Here is an 18087-nt window from a genome sequence, read left to right on the forward strand (position 1 = left end):
AGACCCGCCGGAGGACCCAACCACGCGTCCATCGCGGGGCGAACAGGGTGGTGACGGTGGATGAGCGTAGCTGCCGCTAACCAACTCCTCAGCGCGAATGTCAGCGGAATAGAGACGGACGCAACGGGGTGGACGGCAGGGGCGAACACAACGCGGGCTCGCAGCACGGCGCGGTTCTATCAGGGAGCTGCGTCGCTGTCGTTGACCGCAACAGCGGCCGGCTCAGTGTCCGCCACTACGGCGGCTCGGGTGGCCGTCACGGCGGGGACGGAATATCAGGCCTACGCCTTCTTCGCGAACGCCGTGGCGGCTGCCGGCCGAGTGACGTCGGTGTCTATCGAATGGTACGCCGCGAGTACGGGCGGCTCTCCGATCTCCACATCGGCGGGAACCGGGACGACGCAGCCGAACACCACGTCGTGGGCCACCCCACCACCTCAGGTGACGGCCGTCGCCCCCGCGGGTGCACTCTTCGCCACAGTCACTTTGACGGTCACCGGCCTCACTGCCGGCGCCGTGGTGCACGCGGACACTATTGCGCTGGGTGTCCCTACTGTCTGGGCTGGGAACCTGATCCCGTACAGCGTCGCCAGTGTGGAGGGGGACGCATCAGGCTGGACTGCCGAGCCGTCCACGACGGTAACGCGGACCACGACGGACTGTTGGGAGGGGTGGTACGGGCTTCAGATGACGGTCACCGGCACTGGTCCGCGTGGTGCCGCTCTGACGACCGGAGTCCCTGTGACCCCCGGCACCGAGTACACGGCTTGGTCCATGTTCAAGAGCGTTGGTGCCAGCTCGACAGTGAACGTTGCCATCCGCTGGTACACAAGCGGCGGCACGCTGATCAGTACGAGTACGTCGGAGCCCTGGACGCTCACTGACGGCATCTGGGACCGAGTGGTCTGCGTCGCGACGGCACCTGCGACGGCTGCCACGGCAAAGCTCGTGCTCGTTGTCCCGACTACGGGTTTCTTGGGGCCGTGGATCTGCGACCAAATGGGCTTCCTGCCGTCGCAGGTAGTGGCCGGGTCGCTGCTCACCTTCCGCGAGCAAAGCATGGAGCTCTTGACACTGGCGTGGGAGGCGGAGTCTGGATGCACCGTCTCCCGTCCGCCAGTCGAACTGAGCACCGCTTTCGATGGCTTTGGATCCCTCCGCGTCGCGTCCACTGGCACGGGGACGGCCACAACGTCCATGACCCGGAAGGTGCCCGTAAGCCCGCGGCAGTCGTATCGGTTTGCCCCGCGAGTTTGGCACGCTGCTATGGCGGTACCGGCTGAGGTTGACCTCGTGTACACCTGGCTGGACGCTTCGGACACCACCTTGTCGGTGGTCTACTCGCGGTGGACGCTGGGCACTTCAGCCGGGTGGTACTCGCCGGTTCGAAGCTCGCTGGCTCCTGACGGGGCTGCAAAGGTGAAGCTGTCGATTCGTTTCCGCAACGTGACAGCCTCGGATGTCTTCTTCGTCGACTCCATCACCTTCAGCCCCGGAGGACTGGCGGTGTACGCGGATCCGACGGCCACCGGATACGGCGTCGACATCAAGCTTCAGGGGCTCACGGACGGCACCTACACCCATTGGAGCCTCTCGCGATGGCTGGAGGACGGCACCGAAGAACCGGTACGCGGCCCGAGCGGCGACCTGACGTTGGTCTCCATCACGGGGGACCTTGCCACCGCACAAGACTACGAGGCGCCGCTTGGCGTGCCAGTCCGCTACCAGGTGCGTGTCTCCGCAGGAGCCAACTACCGAACGACCCCCTCTTTGTGGGTGACGATCCCCGAGCCTCCGACGACGGACATCGTCGTCAAGGACCCCGGTCAGCCGGCCAAACAAGGCACGTTCACTGTGTCCGAGCTCCCGCAGTGGACGAGGTCCGCACGACAGGCGGTTCACCAAGTCCGCGGACGGGCCCGACCCGTGGTGATCTCCGACGTTCGCCTCTCCCGCACGGGGACGCTCACGCTGGTCACCGCTACGACCCGAGAACGCGACGCGTTGTGGTGGGTCCTGGAGGACGGGGCGACGGTCCTCATGCAATGGCCCTCGATCTGGGGCGAACGCGACGTGTACGTCCAAGTCGGGGACGTCACTGAGCAGCGCATCGTGCGATACGGCGAGTTCGGCGACCGCACATGGACGCTCACATTGACGGAGGTAGATCGCCCCGTCGGGGGCATGGCCGGATCCGCGGGACGCACGTGGACCACCGTCAGCACGGATCACGAGGACTGGACTGACGTTGCCACCACCTACGCCACTTGGCTCGACGTCTACACGGGGGTGTCCTGATGTACGCGGTCACGCCGGCGTTTCTGGCAGCCCTCGCCACGTCTCACCGCATGGTGGTGACTGTCGACGCCTACTACGGCGGCGCGCTTGTGGCGTCGGGGATCCCCGTCGCAGACGGGTCCGTCACGGTGGACCGAGGGAGCAAGACACGACGCTCCCTCTCGCTCACCGTGGCGGATCCCGCCCTCCTGCCGTGGGACGCGAACGACACTCTCGCGGCCTACGGCCAGGAACTCGTGATCAAGCGCGGGATCCGATACCCGAACGGGGACGAGGAGCTCGTCCCCCTTGGAACATTCCGGATCAACGAACCTGCGGGTGACACGCTCCTGGGCCCGGTGACGATCACGGGAACGTCGGCGGAAGCGGCGATCATCGACGACCGGTTCCAGGCTCCGACGTCGAGCCGCGGATACGCCGGATGTTTCAGCGCGATCGACGCCCTGATCCATCAGACCCTTCCAACTGCCACGGTCGTCAACCTGACGGCCGGCGGTCGGAATCCTGCCCTCGCCGTCGCACAGTGGGACGCCGGTGCGGACCGTTGGGACGCCATCGTTCAGATCGCAACGGCAATGCAAGCGGAAGTCTTCGTTGATGCTCTCGGCCGCTTCGTCGTTGCGGACCGTCCCAACGTGCTGAGCGGATCCGTCGCATGGGATATCGCGGAAGGCGAAGGCGGAACGCTGATGTCTTCGGCTCGAACGATGTCACGGGCGGGCGTTTACAACGCCGTGTTGGCGACAGGGGAAAACACTGCCGCTGGAACGGCTCCGGTTAGCGCCGTTGCGCGGGATACAAACCCGTTGAGCCCGACCGTTTGGGGTGGTCCTTTCGGGAAGGTCACAAAGACCATTTCGTCGCCTCTCTGGACAACGGTGGCGGCATGCCAGGCGGCAGCCGATTACGCCCTCATCGAGGCCACGGCGCCCAACGTGCAAACGTCGATCAACTCCCTACCCAATCCCGCCCTAGACGCAGGCGACGTAATCCGCCTCATCCACGCCGGGCGGAAAGAGCTGTACCTAGTGCAGTCGCTCAATATCCCACTGACGGTCTCCGGGAATTTCGCGGTATCCCTTCGAGGGCGTAAGGAGGACACATTCTGATGCGAATGCGGGAGTCACTTGCGGACCTCATTCAGCGGATAGCCGAGCGCGTAGTAGACCAGCGCGGGCACTCCTGGAGCCTCGCCACCGTTACGGCTGTCAACGCAGACGGAACCGTCGACCTGTCCATGCCCGCGGGCGCCGTCTCCTCCGTCCGACGTCTGCGGCACGCCCGGCTAGCAGTGGGCGACGTGGTGCAGGTGGACCGGTCCCCGTCGGGAAACTGGCTGGTCACAGGCGCGACAGCCAATGGCCCGCAGTTCGTCCACCTGGCCCGGACTGGGACTTGGAATCTGCCTGCCACGACGTACACGGGTATCCCCTGGGACACCGTCGTCGACGGCAGCGCCTCCATGCTGCCCGTAGCCGGGACACCCGCACGCATCCCTCTGAGCGCGGGGACGTGGCGGATCAGCTTTCAACAGGCGTGGCCTAACGGGGCGACGACCGCACGCGTGCGAATTCTCACGCCAACCCGTGACTATCAGGGCGAATTCATGGCGTCGTCAGGTGGCGCCCAAGGGGTGTCGGGAGTTGTTCCGATAACTCTGACGTCGGCCGGATGGGTCGAGGTTCACCTCTACTCAGGAGCAGCCGTAACCATGTCCGCCGACTATTCCTCCGTCCTCGTAGAAAACGTGCGCGGGTAATCGCTAAACAGAGGAGTTCATGTGCCGCAGCAAGACAACTACGGCCAGGACGTCAGTTATCCCGTCCTGTCCGACCCGCCGAACATCGAGACCGCTTTCGACGGGGTGGTAAACGGTCTCGTTAACCGGTCGGCGATGCGATTCGCCGACGCCAACGAGCGTGCCGCGACGTTGACAGGGACCACTGCTCCTAAGGCAGGGATGGTCACCTATCTCGTTGCGGAGAATCGCCTTGAACTGAGAATGGGCGACGGGACGTGGCAGACGCTCACTCCTGGCCCCTGGGTTCCGTTGACCTTCGCTTCGGGCTATGAAGCGCGGTCGGGAAGCCCCGCCTACCGCATCGTCAATCGCGGCGTGGAGCTGCGCGGCACGATCCAGAGGGCCGGCGGTGTTCCGTTCGTGAAGGACGCTGGATTCCAGATCCTCACTCTCCCCACCGAAGCTCGCCCGCCGGCGTACAGGACGTTCATCGCTGCCACGGAGTGGGCCGCAGCCATGTACGCGCGCATCGAGGCAGCTCCCGACGGTGGGATCACCGTCATCATCCCGGCCTCCGCGGCAACCGGAGCTTCCTGGGTCTCCCTGGACAACATGCGCTATTCCCTCGTCTGACCTCAGTCCGACAGTCACTTACGCCCCGCAGCGACGGGGCCTTTTTCATGCCCTGGAGGCGATCACCAATGGGTGAGATCTGGATCAAGGAAGCGGAGCGGCTCGGAGACGGTGACATCGGTGGGGCCATGGACTCCCCGTCGGCTCCGCCCCGCGTCGTCTGGCACACCACGGAGAGCGGGGCGGGGGACGCGTCCTTCGAGGCCGTCGCGAAGTACCTGAGCGACCACGCGTCGGAGCCGCACATCCTGTACGACCCGACGACCGACCGGCTCGGGCAGTACGGCCCGCTCAACGAGTCCGCCCGCGCGTTGAAGAACGACGGGACGACGCGAACGAACCGAACGGGCCGCGTCTGCATACAGATCGAGGTTCTCGCGAAGGCATCGAAGCCCTTCACGTCGTATTGGAAGCCGGGCAAGAACTTCGCGGCTCTCATGCGCGCTATCCGTTCCTGGAGCGTCCCCGACACCTGGCCGGCCGGTGCGCTCGCAACGTCGTACAGCGACGACTCGCCGCGCAACCGAACCGTCTGGGCGACGAAGGGCGGTCACTACGGGCACTCGAACATCCCCGGAAACGATCACTGGGACCCGGGCAACATCGACAAGGCGGCTCTCTTCAAGGCGGCTCCCCGCCCAACGACCCCACCCGCGACGTCGACCCCGGCGCCTGCCCCGAAGCCAGTCGTTGACCTCTCGAACCTCCTCGCGGCGTCCCGTCGTGACCCCGGTCTGAAGCAGGGCGGAACGACGCACCCGGACGACGTGAAGCCGGTGGAGGCGGCCCTCGTCAAGGAGGGGCTCCTCGCAGCGACGTATGCCAAGGATGGATCGTTCGGCACGAAGACGCTCGACGCCTACAAGGCGTGGCAGAAGCGATGCGGCTACACCGGATCCGCGGCCGACGGCTACCCGGGTCTGGCGTCGCTGACGAAGCTCGGGCGTAAGTACGGCTTCACGGTGAAGGGGTGAGCGGGTGGAGGTCGTTGTTGCCCTCATCGCTGCCGTTGCGGCAGTTATCTCCGCAGGCCTTAGCGCCCGAACGTCGAAGCAGACTGGGCAGTCTGTAGCGGCAGATGGAGAGGTTACCCGGGCGGCCACTGAGGAGGTCGTTGCGGGCGCCGTTGAAGCTGTAACGGCTCGGTTCGACGCCCGCGTTGACGATCTCCGAGACGACATCAACGACGTTCGGGAGTCTGTGACGAAGGTGCGTGAGTGGCAGGCGGGTCACGATGCCGAGCACCTCATCATCGGTCAGCCGCATCCCCGCGAAGAAAACTGACCCGCGACCCGAACATTTCGCGGCTACCCCCACACAACTTCTTCGTCAGCACAGACGGAGGAGGACGCATGAACATCGCCATCGCCGGCCGGGCCCGCACCGGTAAGGACACCATCGGTCGGTACCTTGTGGAGTCGCGAGGCTACCGGCGGGTGGCCTTCGCGGACGCCCTGAAGGAGGCGGCACTTCGGATCGACCCGCCCGTATGGATCACCAACCACGGCGACGACTTCGAGCGGCTGTCGGAGGTCGTGGGCGACTGGGGCTGGGAGAAGGCCAAGGAGGGCCACGAGGTCCGCCGCTTCCTCCAGGAGCTTGGCGCCTCCATGCGTGCCGTCGACCCGGAGATCTGGATCCGGGCAGCGCTGAAGAAGGTCGACGAGGCGAACGAGGCCGGCGTCCCGTGCGTGATCACGGACGTGAGGTACATCAACGAGCTCGACACTCTTCGCCGGCTCCGCTGGCATACGGTCCACATCGACCGCCCCGACGTCCCGCAGCTCGTCCATGAGTCTGAGGGGGCGATCAATCCGGATGACGTCCACTACATGATCCGCAACGTCGGCACCCTCAACGACCTTCACCGCCAGGTGGACGTGATCCTCGAAGAGATCGACTCCATCGAGTCCGCCCGTCACTACGCCCGCCTCTAACGAAAGGCACTCATGGAACGTCTGCGCACCCTGAGCTTGAGACTCCTCGTCTGGCTTCAACTCCTCAGCCCCAAGCGCTTCGCCGCACTGGCCAGCTCTCTCGTCCTCGCACTCGGCGCAGTCGTGCCGGTCCTGGCGGACGAGGACGTCGCCCGAGCCGTCGTCGACGTCGCAACCGCCGTGGTCTACGGCGAGTAACACCACCTTCAGCCCCCTGTCTCACACGAGGCAGGGGGCTTTTTGCGTTCCTGAGGGAACGTGCCACCTTAAGGAACCCTTAGTTCATGGCAAAGATTTTCGAATGACGCGCATTGCGCCCACGTCATGCGACCAGCGGGAACCGTCAAACCAGACCGCGCGGTCCGCTAATCGATTAGCGGTGTTCCACCGGTCAGGCCGTCACTAGCGATAGGGTCCCAAGTATGCCGACCTCACCGGGCGGGCCCCTGATCCATGCACTACATGCGCTCTGGGCCCATATTCAGAAGGCGGTGCCTGACCTACCTCCGGTCCGCATCGCCATAACGTCAGCGCTATCGCCGCCGGGCCACGGCCCCGAGCGGTGGCAGGAGGACGAAGACGGCGTAGTGACGGGCCTCGTCATCACCGCATCGACGCTTCGCGAGGGCGCCGACGCAACGAGTCATGAGGTCTTGCACCACGCCGCGCATCTTCTGAACTGGCGCAGGAACGTCGCGGACACCGCCGCACGTGGCGCCTATCACAACGCACGCTTCCTCGACGCGGCTGCGGAACTCGGTCTAGCACTCCCAGCCGGCGCCAAGCGGACTACCCGCGGCTTTGCCGACGTCGAGATGACGCCAGAGACCCACGCGCGGTACGCCGCTGATGTGGCCAAGCTGGCTGCCGTCATCCCTGGCGCGCTGCCACACCTGGAGCCTCCACCCTCGGCCCCACGAGCCCGCGGGGACCGCATCACACTTCGCTGTGGCTGTGAACCCAAGCCGCGTGCGATCAAAGTGGGCGCCACTGTGGCGGCGCTGGGTCCAATTGTGTGCGGAGTGTGTAAGAAGGAGTTCCTGGCTGACTAGCCAGTCCAACGCTGGGGTAGCCTCAGCACACAGCAAGTGACTAGCGATGGCTGCCCTAGCCAACACAAGGAGGATGTCCACCATGGGTGAAGTGAGCCGAAGGGACGACGCGCCGGCGCCTGTGCCCGTCGACCCCGCCACCCTGCCAACGCTGGAGGTGGACGAGCTTGTCAAGGAGTCTGAGGATCAGCTCGCGGCACGCGGCGTGGCCTACGGACGCGAGTACATCCGCATCGAGCACCATCCGACGATGCTCCTGAAGAACCTTGCGGCCGTCGCAGTAGCGTTGCGGGTCAAGTACGGCGACATGCGCGGCCAGTCCTACGAGTACCGGCAGCGCATGCGGGAGATTTACGCTGCCGCAGGCATGGGGTCGGAAGTTCAGGGCTCCGTTCGGTACCACATCGGCAACCTCCTGCGGCGTTCAATGACACCCCGAGAGCTGGAGAAGCACGAGCTTCTTCCCACGTCGCCGCTGGAGCGTCTCCAGGACGGACGAGAGATCAGGGCCAAGCTCACACAGGCAGCGAAGACCCTCGAATCGATGGACAAGTCCCTCATCGAGGGTCTCATTCCCAGCCCTGTCGCAAAGCCGAAGCCGGCCAAGAAGAGCGCGAAGCAGGCTCAGGCCAGTGGTAAGGGCGATGCCCCCAAGAGCACCGGACCGGAGCTGAAGGCCACCGCCGATGCCCTACGCCTGGCTACTGTCGCCAACGGGATCATTGGACAACTGGACGCCGACGTCATCGACGACCACATGACCGATGGACAGCGGGCCAAACTGGACGACGAGCTCGCAGCCATACAGAAGCGACTCACCGCGCTGCGTCGGCACACGCGAAAGCCCAGCTCAAAGGTCTGATGGCCGCCTCCTGACGTCGCCCCGGCCTCCTCCCTCCAGGCCGAACCAGGGTCCAAAGCGCCAAACTAACCCCCTATTTCTATTTTCTCTTGACGCGTCTTAGAGAAAAAGGAAAGAGGGGGTTAGTTTGGCGTTTCTGACCCCGGTCTGACCCTGGCGCAGTGGACGAAAAGATCTTGAGACTCGGCCCGAACATCTCGGCTCTACCCCCACATAACTAAGTCGTAGGCAGGAAGCGACGAGGTGGAGGCCAGATGGCAGGGGTGAGCACGATCAAGCGCGGCGGAAGCCGCTTCTACATCGATCCGGACAACGGAGCGATCAAGGTCCCGGGCGTGACAAGCATTGTCGGCATGCTCCCGAAGGACTTCCTCATGTACTGGGCTGCGAAGGAAGCCGCCACGGCAGCCGTGGACAACTGGGACGTGGTCTCGAAGCTCTGTGAGCGCGACCCGCAGGGAGCCATCGACTACCTGAAGGGTGCGCACCGACGGAAGTCGAAGGCTGCGGCCGACACCGGCTCCGCGGCGCACGACCTCTTCGAGCGTCTGGCGCGCGGTGAGACGGTCCACGACCGGCACGTCCACATCGACGTGAAGCCCCACGTCAAGTGGTTCAAGGAGTTCCTCGACGAGATGCAGCCGGAGTTTCTGCACCTCGAAGAGACAGTGTGGAACGACTCCATCGCCTACGCCGGCTCCTTCGACGCCATCGCGATCATCGACGGCGAGACGGTCGTTCTCGACTGGAAGACGTCGAAGGACGTCTACGACTCGGTGGCGCTTCAGCTCGCGGCCTACCGCTACGCGGAGCGCATCATCCGGGCGTCCGACGGCGAGTCGCTCCCGGTCCCGGAGATCACGGGCGGCGCAGTCCTTCACGTCCGGCCGGAGGCCTGGAAGCTCGTGCCCGTCGAGTGCGGTCCGCGAGTGTTCGACGTCTTCAAGTTCCTTCGCGGCGTCTTCGATTGGGAGGCCGACGGCAAGAAGAAGGTCGTTGGCCGGCCGATTGCCTGGGGCGGCGCGGAGGAGACCGGCACGCAGAGGAGGGCTGCCTGATGGGGTTCGAGCTTATTCAGGACTTCGAACGTGGGACGGTGACGCTCGCCTTCGATGACGTCGCAAGGTTCGAGCACGAGTCGGGTCCGTTCCAGGACCGAGCTACGGTCGTCCTCAGCCGCACGGAGTACGAGGCGCATGTCCGGCCGGCGGTGGTGCACGCTGGTCGTCCCCGTGGCGCGGCGCCGCTGAACTGGCGGACTTCGAGCGGATGGACGCCTGACAAGGTGCGGAAGGCGCACTCGATCCCCGTTTTCCCTCGCTCTGTCGTGCTCGCCATGCTCGACGCCGCCGACGAAGCGCACCGGGTGCGGCTCTACGACGAGAACGAACGAGGCGGGGAGGCACGTCGGAAGGCTGCCGAGCTCCGCGAGGAGCTGGAGGCGGCACGCAACGACCGGAGTCGCTGGGAGTCTCTGGCGACGTCCCGCGGTGCCGACGTCGCACGCCTCACAGTGGAGCTCAGCCAGGCGAAGGAGCAGCGCGACGCGTGGAAGGAAGCCGTCGAGACCCTGGACGAGAAGCGCGTCCGTCCTCTCGGCCGGGAGCTCGCGGAACTGAAGGCGGCGCACGAGGAGTGCCGAGCGCAGCGACGAGCGGCCCGGGGTGCGGCTCCACGGTTCATGTGGACCTCGACGGCGGAGGAGCACACGTTCTCCGACGAGGAGCTTCAGCGTTTCGCGGAGAGTGGCGCGCTTCGGGCTCCGCTGGGGTCGCTCGTGGCGGAGCTTCGCGCCGTCATCGTCAGCCAGGCGCGGGAGATCGCGCGACTGAAGGGGGAGAGCGAATGACCGACAAGCTCAGCACCTACCGTCTGCGCCGCCGGGAGAAGCGCGCGGAGGACTGGGAGGACCGGGAGGCACTCGCGCGGTACGAGTTCGGCGGGTGGCTGGTCATCGGCGCTCTCTCGCCGCTGGAGGCGTGGCTTCTCATGCTCGTCATCGGAGCCCTTCACGGCCTGGCGCCCGTCATCCCTGCCGCCGGCTACGGCACGGCGCTCCTCCTGACGCTGGGGCTCGATCTGGCGGCGTGGTGGGCGGGCCGGTTCAGGCGCACGAAGTAGCACAAGACACTTACGGAGGAGAGAGCATGACACAGCAGAGCAAGGCGCCGGCCCTGATGGAGCTCGACGGCTTCGAGTTCACGCCCTGGCCCAAGACGGCGAGGCTTTTCCGCGACATCGTCATCACGGAGAAGCTGGATGGGACCAACGCCGCGATCCACGTGCGGCAGATGGAGGACTGGGAGACCTCCGTCGACTACCCCATGGAGGCGTGCACTGCCGTCGTGGGCGACGTGCGGTACGCCCTGGCTGCGCAGTCGCGGAACCGGCTGATTACCCCGGAGCACGACAACTACGGCTTCGCGCGGTGGGTGCACGAGAACGCCGCGGAGCTCGCCTACATCCTCGGCCCCGGCCTCCACTTCGGTGAGTGGTGGGGCCAGGGGATTGCCCGGAAGTACGGGCAGGCGGCGAAGCGCTTCAGCGTGTTCAACACGGAGCGGTGGTTCAAGACCGGGGACGACGGCCTGGACTCGATGTCGACGAGGGCGGCGCTCTCGTCGCTCGTTGGCGTCGTCGGTGCGGTGCCTGTGCTGTACTCCGGTGTCTTCAGCGAGGCCGCGATCCACACCACGCTGAGCAACCTGGCGGCACTGGGATCCGTCGCAGCCCCCGGCTTCATGAACCCCGAAGGCATCTGCATTTTCCACACGCAGACTCGCACGGTCATGAAGGTCACGCTCGACGCCAACGACGCCGGTAAGTGGGAGGCGGCGTGAAGCTCCTGACCGCCATCGTCATCCCACTGGCGCTCCTTGTCGGTCTGATCTCGCTCGCAGCGTGCACCGGTCCCGACGTCGCACAGTCCCCGGGCATCGAGATCGATATCGACGGCCCGAAGCACAAGACGACGAAGGCGCCCGATCCGAAGGCTCCGGTCTACAAGACACCCCGGAAGGTGGGACGTCGATGAGCGACGACCAGCGCGACCCGGACTACTGCTGGATGCACATGTGTCACAAGACCCAGTGCCCGCAGCCGCACTGAGAGGAGCATCCATGGCCTTCAACCGAGGCTCACTGACATCGGCCGCGCGGCTCTACCGCGACGTGCGCGGTCACATCCTGCGCCTCCCGTCGGGGATCGTCTGCGTCCCCACCGAGTACCGCGGGTCGGGCTACTGGGCGGCCGTCCCCGTGGGCGGTTCGAACGCCACCTACGGCGCCGGCGCGTGGGACATCAGCATCCACGCGGAGGACATCGACGAGGCGGAGAGGATCACGGTTCAGTGAGCCCTGACGAGTACGCCGCAGCCCTGGAGAAGGAGCGCCAGGACCGCAACGAGCGAGCGAAGTACATCGTCCGTGAGGAGCACGGCGGGTGGGAGCTGTTCCGGCGCAACGGCATCGGTCAGGCGTGGGGGATCACCCGGTACACCAAGCTGGAGACCGCACAGCTCGCGGCCGACGTCCTGAACCGCCTGAAGGAGGACGAGGCGTGAGCATCGAGTACCTGCGCAAGCGGTTCGAGGAGCGGATCTGGGAGTCGCCCCTTGCGGCACACCTGGACGGCGACACTGATACGACCGTTGCCGCACTCGTCGAAGGCCTCCTGATCGAGGCGGAGGAGCTGGATCTCCGACAGCCGGCGCGTTCACTGAACGGGCACGCACGGCGCATCGAGGAGGCAGTGAAGGCGGCTGCAGCCGACGGCTTCGAACTCGACAACGGACACGGTGTTGCGCTGTATCGCGTGGACCTGAACGACCGTCGCGGTTCCGCCGGGTACGAGGAACTGGACCTCCCGCTGTACTCGGAGTAGTTCCGCTAATCGACTAGCGCAAGTCCCACACGCACGACCTCAGCCCCCGGTTGCTTCGGCGCCGGGGGCTTTGGGCGTGTAACCACATAGCAGAGGAGAGAGCGCGATGAAGCTCAGGACGACGCCCACCACCATCCACACCGCCGACGGTTCCAGCGTCACCATCCGCCGGCGCGGGATCGAGTACGACCTCGAAACGCGAAACGCTGTCGGAGAGACGATTGCCACCGTCGAGATGTCGGCCGACGACTTCCACGCGCTGTGCGCGGAGATGGACGAGCTGCGGTACGAGGAGGCGGCGTGAACGCACGAACCCTCACCGTCGCCCACCAGGCGCCGGGCGAGTGCTCTTACTGCGACGAGCGGCATGCGGCGATTGTCGACGCCGTGGTTGATGACCTCGTCGTCGGCATGAAGGTCGACGTCGAGCGGGCGCGGAACTACGTGCTTTCTCGGGTCTGGGAAGCGCTCCGTGACGCTGGCGACATCGACGGGATGGGTGTCGTTAACAAGCTGATGGAGGGACCGTGGTGAGCGAGATCAGCGATCCCGTCATGGAAGCCTTCGGGGAACTGGCCGTCGCCCTCGGGCACACCGCCCCGCTCATCCAGTGGCCAGCAGTGAAGGCGCTTTTCCGGCTCCTCGACGTGCACGCCCACGAGTTGGCGGAAGAGATCCGCGGTGAGGCGCGGCGCCTCGACAGCCCCCACATGGCCGACGCTGCCGATCTCATCGACCCGGAGGTGACCGGATGACGTACCACTTCATCCACTGTCCCGCCGGCCGTCCTGGACCGCCGGGCATCGGGAGCGGCTGCGGACACTTCGAGCCGCTTGACCTGGCGGACAGCCGACCTGCATACGCAGCGATGCGCGAGCACCTGTCGGGGCTGCACGGCGGCATGGTTCATGCACCGGAGTCCGTCGACCGTGCACTCCGACGGCTGCATGTCTGGACGCCGTTCCCGGTCGACGGTGGTGAGCAGAACTGTGATCGGTTCTACGACCACCCGCCCCACGACTGGACGCGCGGACGGTGCTGGGGCAACGGACCCTTCCGGCAGGTGCCAGAGCGTGAGATGTGGCCGCCGAACTGGACTGACGAGGAGGACTCATGAAGTACACCGACCGCCACGGCGACACGTGGGAGGAACTGACCTCCCAGTCTGGTGTGGCCGAGCTTGAATGCACGGAGTCGGACACCGCCGGCTTCGCCGGAACAGTCCTTCCGAAGCTCGAAGTCGAGACCGACTGGGGCCCGCTCACCCCGGTGCCCGAGCCGTCGGAATGCGCCGCCCGGGCGGACGAGGACAAGGCCGCCGGCCCCACGGTCTCCGACGTCATGAGCCGCGCGAGCGTCTTTCAGGCGGCGCACGCGATGGTCTCCGGGCTGAAGTGGGGCGACGACGACGCCCCGAGCATTTACGACGTCCTTCAGGTGGCGAAGTGGATGGGGGAGAGCGAGTGATGGAGAAGCACTACCGCGACGCGGCCGGCGCCGTGTGGGTCCGCACCGACAGCGACACGCTTCGCTGCGTCCGTGGCCGTGATGCCGTGCACGCCGGCGACCTGAAGCCCAAGTGGGAGTTCCGCTACGAGGATCGGCTGACGGAGGTCAACCCCTTCGTCGACGAGCACGCCTCGAAGGCGATTCGTGCGGAACTGGCGATCGTTCTGACGGAGCTGGCTGACGAGATCTACTCGCCCTACTCCTACTCCGGCGTGGAGGACGACATCCGGACCACGCTGTCGACAGTGCTGGAGGAGAAGTCTCGCAGCCTGCGGGCGTCGCTGGGAATGGAGGACTGATGGCCGTTGACCCCTATGGCATGAAGACCCGAGCCGTCGCCTTCGCCGTTCGCGCCGGCCACACAGACGAGATGGCGCATCGCTTCCTGGAGCGACTGTGCGCTGACGGTGTGCTCGGGCAACCCGACAAGTTCGGACCGCTTTTGGCTCAGATGATGGAGGAGAACCGGTGATCGTCGCAGTACTGCTCAGCGCTGCCTACTTGGCGGCTGGACTGGCCTACGCCCGCTGGGGTCCGGTCGACTTCGACGAGTACGAGGCGCCGAATGCGCTGGCGTGCGTGACGGTGCTGACGGGCCCTGTCGTTCTGCTCGTGTCCGCGCCGGTCTACCTCGTCGGCCGCCTGGCTCGCTTCGCAAGGGAGGCGGGCCGGTGAGCATGCGTGAACTCGTGGCAGCCGGCGCCCCAGAGCTGCCGCCCGGGTACTTCTACCGGGTCAAGCGTTTCATGGGAACCGGCATTGACGTACAGGTGCGCCGTGCGCGCCGTCTGGTGGGCTCTGTAGAGCTCGCGCACTGCATCACCTTCCCGGGCGTTCATTCGAGCGGGGAGGCGGCCGTGGTGGCTGCCTGCGTGCGGGCACATCAGCGGTGGGTGGAGCGTGACGAGGAGGGCGCAGCGTGCCGAGCTGCAGCGGAGTTCATTGGCGACCACGACCCGAGGGGCGGGAGACGGTGAACGACTTCCTCTGGCGCCTGGCACACACCCACGTGTGGTCGAAGAAGCGTCCGCCGCGCACCCTTCACGAGCTGACGGGGGAGTACTACGCCCCCGTTCACTGGCGGCGCCTCGTGTCGCGCCCCGGGTGGTTCATCGCGTTCGTTCGGTACGACAAGAGGGAGGGCGCGTGACACTCCGCTACATCACCCTTGCCGACGCGGTGCGCTTGGAGTTCGAGCGCACCCACCCGGGAGGGAAGAACACGCTCCTCTGCGTCGGCCTCTGTCGACGTCGGCTGGACCGCGAGGACTTCCGCGAGACGCCGTGGCATGGACGTGCGGCAAGCTGTCGACGCTGCGAGGGCTTCCGCTACGTCGACGTGCTCCGAGAACAGATCACGTGGGAGCTCGTCCAGGCCCGGGAGAAGCTGCGGGCCTACCAGCGCTACGCCCAGACGCTCCGGCTGGAACGACTGAACCGTGTCGTCATCGAGTTGTGGCCCGTGGAAGAAGACGAGGAGAACTGATGAGTACTGATGCACGGCTGATCCGCCCGCGTCCATACCTGGAGTTCGACGCTGGCGGCATGGTCCACCGGGTCGACATCACGACGAAGGACATCGGTTGCACCATCGGCACCGAGCTGCGCTACGTCGGTCCGTTCCGCAGCCTGACGAGCGTCCGCCTCGTCGCCTACCGGCCCGGGACTCGGCACTCCGACTGCGCGGAGGAGTGCGCCGCGGAGCACCTGACAAAGGCGCTGGAGAAGTACCGCGCGGGCAGCCGCTTCAGCCTGTCCGGCGTGGAGGGGCTCGCGGAGTGCCTGCGGGACGTCGTGACCGAGGACGGCTGCCGACTGTGGGATCCGGAGCACGAGGAGGACGAATGGAACTGACCCCGCTCCCGGGCGACTTCGCCCTAACGAAGATCGGCGGTCTCACTGGCCGCTTCGTCGCCGCCGGCCAGGCGCTCGTAGGCGACGCGGCGCCGGTACAGCACGCGTTCGTGTACGTCGGGAACGGCGAGATCGTTCAGGCCATGCCCGGCGGGGCGGAGCTGATTCGCCTGGAGGACGCGAGCGAGCCTGTCGTGTGGTCGACGGGGCGTTTCGACCTGACTGCCTGGCAGCGCACGCACATCACGACTGCCGCATTCAGTCTCGTCGGCACCCCGTACAGCTTCCTCGACTACGCATCGATCGCCCTCGCGCACTGGCGGATCCGTCCTCGGTGGGTGCGGGAGTACGTGGCGGACAGCGGGCACATGATCTGTTCTCAGCTCGTCGACGAGGTGTACCGCCGTGCTGGCGTCGACCTCCTCCCGGAGACGCGCCTTGCGGGCGATGTGACGCCTGGGGATCTGTGGCGCGTGCTGCACCCAGAGCGTGTGACATCAACGGATCGAGACCTGTGGGGGCTGATCAATGAGTGACGACCGGGACGCGCGCGTCGAGTCGTATTACGACGGCTGGGGCGCGCGTGGCATGGCAGAGAGGATTGTCGAGCTGGAGGACGCCCTAGCTGCCTCGAAGAAGGACGCTGACGACGGGTGGTCCCATGCCTCCGCACAGGAGGTCGACGCCACGGAGTGGGCTCACCTGTGGAAGGGGGCGCACGAGTGGGGAGTTCGTCGGCGCCTCGCCTGGCTCTCCGCCCGGCGTCGCGCCGCCCATGAGTCCGACATGGCGGCCGACGCCGTGGCACACCTTGCCGCGGACCGGGACCGCTGGAAGCGTGCGGCTGAGCAGAACGGAGTTCTCTACGCAGCCGCCGAGAACCAACGGGACGACGCACGCCAGGAGACCGCGCGTTTCCGTTCCTACGCAGCCGACGTCAAGGCCGTTCGTGGCTGGGCGCTCGACGGCTCGGAGGACTGTCCGCTCCGCTTCCTGCGGGAGGTGCACGAGTCCACGCACGAGCTGGAGACGGCGGAACGGGAAGGGCGTCCCTTCGTCTCCCGTACCCACCGCCGGGCCGCGCGAGGCGACTTCGACGAGGTCCGCTAATCGCTTAGCGAAACTTCGCGGTCGACCCGAACATCTGGCGCTCACCCCCACATAACTAAGGCAGAGGACGACGCGATCGTCCGACGCACACACGTCACCTACGAAAGGCACTCACGCATGGCGAACAACCTCCGCAGCATCTTCGCTCTCGATCCCGACGCCAAGCCCAAGACGCGCAACTTCGCCGACGACGTGGTGGGTCGCTTCCGCTCCGGCCGGCTCGTCGGCAAGCAGCCCGAGAGCCTGAACAACTGGCGCGTGACGACCGGCGACCCCGCCGTCGCGGCCGAGATCGCGAAGCTCATGGGTGGCGAGCCCGAGGACTGGGAGACGGAGAAGGAGGACAACATCGAGGTCCTCTCCACGTCGCCCTCCGTCGAGATCATCATCGAGAACGCCGACAGCCTCGACGCCTCGATGAAGAAGTTCGGCTTCCAGGGCATCGAGCATCACTGCGACGGCGCGGTCTACCTCACCGACGATGACGCCGAGCTCGTCGGCACCCCGTGCGGCTGCCCGACCACGGTGGAGAAGCGCAAGGAGTATGCGAAGTCGGGCAAGGGCCCGAAGCCGTCGATCGACCTGACGTTCAAGCTCGCTGACGCACCGGAGCTGGGCAAGTTCCGTTTCAACTCCGGCTCCTGGTCGCTCGTCGACGTCCTCGGTGACGTTTTCGCGGACATCGACCGCATCGGCGGCGCGGACGAGGAGACCGGCGTCAAGGGCAGTCCGGTTCTCGCCTCGCTCACGATCGAGCACGTCGCCTACACGACGAAGGCCGGCCGCGACGTCGCGTACAACAAGCCGGTGATCAAGGTTCTGAAGGTCTACGAGGCCGCTCAGCCTCTCGCCGACGCCGCCTGATCTCAGGCACATGTACTGCGCCCGCTCCTTCCGAATTGCGGTCGGAAGGGGCGGGCGTATCCACGAGTCTACGCACACAAGAGGAGAAAAGACATGGCGCTCTGGCTGGTGAGCCGGACGGACGATACGGACTACGACGAGACTCGCGCGATCGTCGTTCGGGCGGGCAGTGAGGCGACCGCGTTGCGGATCGCGACGAAGGGCTACCTGGGGGAGTACGGCGACGACAAGTGGTGGGTCGCTGACTTCCGTGGCTTCGAGCGGGACGGCTCCAACCTCACCGTCGAGCGCCTGGAGGCCCGCGGGCCCGTGGGGCTCATCCTCTGCGACTTCAAGGCGGGATGAG

General features: G+C 66.1%; 31 protein-coding genes. 30 read left to right on the plus strand and 1 reads right to left on the minus strand.

Annotation, left to right across the window (positions count from 1 at the left end; translation table 11 throughout):
- Positions 1 to 249 precede the first annotated feature (249 nt).
- The 4 genes from AB5J54_RS30180 (at position 250) to AB5J54_RS30195 (ending at position 5646) form a co-directional block, all read left to right on the plus strand.
- Entirely contained in the window at positions 250 to 2298 is a 2049-nt protein-coding gene (locus AB5J54_RS30180) for a hypothetical protein (protein ID WP_369147047.1), read from the plus strand.
- The gene (locus AB5J54_RS30185; RefSeq protein ID WP_369147048.1) at positions 2298 to 3407 is read left to right on the plus strand and encodes a DUF5047 domain-containing protein; all 1110 of its coding nucleotides are present in this window, start codon (positions 2298 to 2300) and stop codon (positions 3405 to 3407) included. The genes AB5J54_RS30180 and AB5J54_RS30185 overlap by 1 nt, the downstream gene beginning before the upstream one ends.
- A 671-nt stretch (positions 3408 to 4078) precedes the next feature.
- Positions 4079 to 4672 carry a hypothetical protein gene (locus tag AB5J54_RS30190; protein ID WP_369147049.1) on the plus strand — a complete coding sequence of 198 codons (594 nt, stop codon included), beginning with the start codon at positions 4079 to 4081 and terminating at the stop codon, positions 4670 to 4672.
- 47 nt (positions 4673 to 4719) lie between these two features.
- Positions 4720 to 5646, plus strand: coding sequence for a peptidoglycan-binding protein (locus AB5J54_RS30195; protein ID WP_369147050.1), 927 nt, complete (start codon positions 4720 to 4722; stop codon positions 5644 to 5646).
- On the opposite strand, the gene AB5J54_RS30200 is transcribed toward AB5J54_RS30195, so the two are convergent.
- Entirely contained in the window at positions 5630 to 5938 is a 309-nt protein-coding gene (locus AB5J54_RS30200; RefSeq protein WP_369147051.1) for a hypothetical protein, read from the minus strand. The genes AB5J54_RS30195 and AB5J54_RS30200 overlap by 17 nt on opposite strands.
- Positions 5939 to 6024: 86 nt before the next feature.
- On the opposite strand from AB5J54_RS30200, the gene AB5J54_RS30205 reads away from it, so the two are divergent.
- The 26 genes from AB5J54_RS30205 to AB5J54_RS30330 all read left to right on the plus strand — a co-directional run bounded on the left by AB5J54_RS30205 (position 6025) and on the right by AB5J54_RS30330 (position 18086).
- On the plus strand, positions 6025 to 6609 hold the full coding sequence (locus AB5J54_RS30205; RefSeq protein ID WP_369147052.1) for a hypothetical protein: 585 nt from the start codon (positions 6025 to 6027) through the stop codon (positions 6607 to 6609).
- Between the two features lie 12 nt (positions 6610 to 6621).
- Complete coding sequence (locus AB5J54_RS30210) at positions 6622 to 6807, plus strand: hypothetical protein (protein WP_369147053.1); 186 nt, start codon at positions 6622 to 6624, stop codon at positions 6805 to 6807.
- 224 nt (positions 6808 to 7031) lie between these two features.
- Entirely contained in the window at positions 7032 to 7661 is a 630-nt protein-coding gene (locus tag AB5J54_RS30215; RefSeq protein ID WP_369147054.1) for a hypothetical protein, read from the plus strand.
- Positions 7662 to 7743: 82 nt separating this feature from the next.
- Entirely contained in the window at positions 7744 to 8523 is a 780-nt protein-coding gene (locus tag AB5J54_RS30220) for a hypothetical protein (RefSeq protein ID WP_369147055.1), read from the plus strand.
- A 254-nt stretch (positions 8524 to 8777) separates the two neighbouring features.
- Complete coding sequence (locus AB5J54_RS30225; RefSeq protein WP_369147056.1) at positions 8778 to 9581, plus strand: hypothetical protein; 804 nt, start codon at positions 8778 to 8780, stop codon at positions 9579 to 9581.
- Complete coding sequence (locus AB5J54_RS30230; protein WP_369147057.1) at positions 9581 to 10372, plus strand: hypothetical protein; 792 nt, start codon at positions 9581 to 9583, stop codon at positions 10370 to 10372. The genes AB5J54_RS30225 and AB5J54_RS30230 overlap by 1 nt, the downstream gene beginning before the upstream one ends.
- Complete coding sequence (locus tag AB5J54_RS30235; RefSeq protein ID WP_369147058.1) at positions 10369 to 10644, plus strand: hypothetical protein; 276 nt, start codon at positions 10369 to 10371, stop codon at positions 10642 to 10644. Before AB5J54_RS30230 ends, AB5J54_RS30235 begins: the two co-directional genes overlap by 4 nt.
- 26 nt (positions 10645 to 10670) lie before the next feature.
- On the plus strand, positions 10671 to 11363 hold the full coding sequence (locus tag AB5J54_RS30240; protein WP_369147059.1) for an RNA ligase family protein: 693 nt from the start codon (positions 10671 to 10673) through the stop codon (positions 11361 to 11363).
- Positions 11360 to 11557 carry a hypothetical protein gene (locus AB5J54_RS30245; protein ID WP_369147060.1) on the plus strand — a complete coding sequence of 66 codons (198 nt, stop codon included), beginning with the start codon at positions 11360 to 11362 and terminating at the stop codon, positions 11555 to 11557. The genes AB5J54_RS30240 and AB5J54_RS30245 overlap by 4 nt, the downstream gene beginning before the upstream one ends.
- An 85-nt stretch (positions 11558 to 11642) precedes the next feature.
- Positions 11643 to 11876, plus strand: coding sequence for a hypothetical protein (locus AB5J54_RS30250; RefSeq protein ID WP_369147061.1), 234 nt, complete (start codon positions 11643 to 11645; stop codon positions 11874 to 11876).
- Positions 11873 to 12085 carry a hypothetical protein gene (locus tag AB5J54_RS30255; protein WP_369147062.1) on the plus strand — a complete coding sequence of 71 codons (213 nt, stop codon included), beginning with the start codon at positions 11873 to 11875 and terminating at the stop codon, positions 12083 to 12085. The genes AB5J54_RS30250 and AB5J54_RS30255 overlap by 4 nt, the downstream gene beginning before the upstream one ends.
- Positions 12082 to 12405, plus strand: coding sequence for a hypothetical protein (locus AB5J54_RS30260; RefSeq protein ID WP_369147063.1), 324 nt, complete (start codon positions 12082 to 12084; stop codon positions 12403 to 12405). The genes AB5J54_RS30255 and AB5J54_RS30260 overlap by 4 nt, the downstream gene beginning before the upstream one ends.
- A gap of 106 nt (positions 12406 to 12511) precedes the next feature.
- Positions 12512 to 12709 (plus strand): hypothetical protein, encoded by a 198-nt coding sequence (locus AB5J54_RS30265; protein ID WP_369147064.1) that lies wholly within the window; start codon positions 12512 to 12514, stop codon positions 12707 to 12709.
- A complete protein-coding gene (locus tag AB5J54_RS30270) occupies positions 12706 to 12939 on the plus strand; it encodes a hypothetical protein (RefSeq protein WP_369147065.1) in 234 nt (77 codons plus the stop codon). Before AB5J54_RS30265 ends, AB5J54_RS30270 begins: the two co-directional genes overlap by 4 nt.
- On the plus strand, positions 12936 to 13160 hold the full coding sequence (locus AB5J54_RS30275; RefSeq protein ID WP_369147066.1) for a hypothetical protein: 225 nt from the start codon (positions 12936 to 12938) through the stop codon (positions 13158 to 13160). Before AB5J54_RS30270 ends, AB5J54_RS30275 begins: the two co-directional genes overlap by 4 nt.
- A gap of 358 nt (positions 13161 to 13518) precedes the next feature.
- Positions 13519 to 13872 carry a hypothetical protein gene (locus tag AB5J54_RS30280; RefSeq protein ID WP_369147067.1) on the plus strand — a complete coding sequence of 118 codons (354 nt, stop codon included), beginning with the start codon at positions 13519 to 13521 and terminating at the stop codon, positions 13870 to 13872.
- A complete protein-coding gene (locus tag AB5J54_RS30285; RefSeq protein WP_369147068.1) occupies positions 13872 to 14213 on the plus strand; it encodes a hypothetical protein in 342 nt (113 codons plus the stop codon). Before AB5J54_RS30280 ends, AB5J54_RS30285 begins: the two co-directional genes overlap by 1 nt.
- On the plus strand, positions 14213 to 14386 hold the full coding sequence (locus tag AB5J54_RS30290) for a hypothetical protein (RefSeq protein ID WP_369147069.1): 174 nt from the start codon (positions 14213 to 14215) through the stop codon (positions 14384 to 14386). The genes AB5J54_RS30285 and AB5J54_RS30290 overlap by 1 nt, the downstream gene beginning before the upstream one ends.
- Positions 14383 to 14589, plus strand: coding sequence for a hypothetical protein (locus AB5J54_RS30295; protein ID WP_369147071.1), 207 nt, complete (start codon positions 14383 to 14385; stop codon positions 14587 to 14589). The genes AB5J54_RS30290 and AB5J54_RS30295 overlap by 4 nt, the downstream gene beginning before the upstream one ends.
- Positions 14590 to 14887: 298 nt before the next feature.
- The gene (locus AB5J54_RS30300) at positions 14888 to 15064 is read left to right on the plus strand and encodes a hypothetical protein (protein ID WP_369147072.1); all 177 of its coding nucleotides are present in this window, start codon (positions 14888 to 14890) and stop codon (positions 15062 to 15064) included.
- A complete protein-coding gene (locus AB5J54_RS30305; RefSeq protein WP_369147073.1) occupies positions 15061 to 15399 on the plus strand; it encodes a hypothetical protein in 339 nt (112 codons plus the stop codon). The genes AB5J54_RS30300 and AB5J54_RS30305 overlap by 4 nt, the downstream gene beginning before the upstream one ends.
- The gene (locus AB5J54_RS30310) at positions 15399 to 15767 is read left to right on the plus strand and encodes a hypothetical protein (RefSeq protein ID WP_369147074.1); all 369 of its coding nucleotides are present in this window, start codon (positions 15399 to 15401) and stop codon (positions 15765 to 15767) included. The genes AB5J54_RS30305 and AB5J54_RS30310 overlap by 1 nt, the downstream gene beginning before the upstream one ends.
- Positions 15758 to 16303: a hypothetical protein gene (locus tag AB5J54_RS30315; protein ID WP_369147075.1), complete on the plus strand. Its 546-nt coding sequence runs from the start codon at positions 15758 to 15760 to the stop codon at positions 16301 to 16303. The genes AB5J54_RS30310 and AB5J54_RS30315 overlap by 10 nt, the downstream gene beginning before the upstream one ends.
- A 52-nt stretch (positions 16304 to 16355) precedes the next feature.
- The gene (locus tag AB5J54_RS30320; protein ID WP_369147076.1) at positions 16356 to 16877 is read left to right on the plus strand and encodes a hypothetical protein; all 522 of its coding nucleotides are present in this window, start codon (positions 16356 to 16358) and stop codon (positions 16875 to 16877) included.
- A gap of 117 nt (positions 16878 to 16994) precedes the next feature.
- Entirely contained in the window at positions 16995 to 17741 is a 747-nt protein-coding gene (locus tag AB5J54_RS30325; protein ID WP_369147077.1) for a hypothetical protein, read from the plus strand.
- A gap of 93 nt (positions 17742 to 17834) precedes the next feature.
- Positions 17835 to 18086 carry a hypothetical protein gene (locus AB5J54_RS30330; RefSeq protein WP_369147078.1) on the plus strand — a complete coding sequence of 84 codons (252 nt, stop codon included), beginning with the start codon at positions 17835 to 17837 and terminating at the stop codon, positions 18084 to 18086.
- Position 18087 lies beyond the last annotated feature (1 nt).

The organism is Streptomyces sp. R44 (genome assembly GCF_041053105.1).
In the GTDB taxonomy this organism is placed as follows: domain Bacteria; phylum Actinomycetota; class Actinomycetes; order Streptomycetales; family Streptomycetaceae; genus Streptomyces.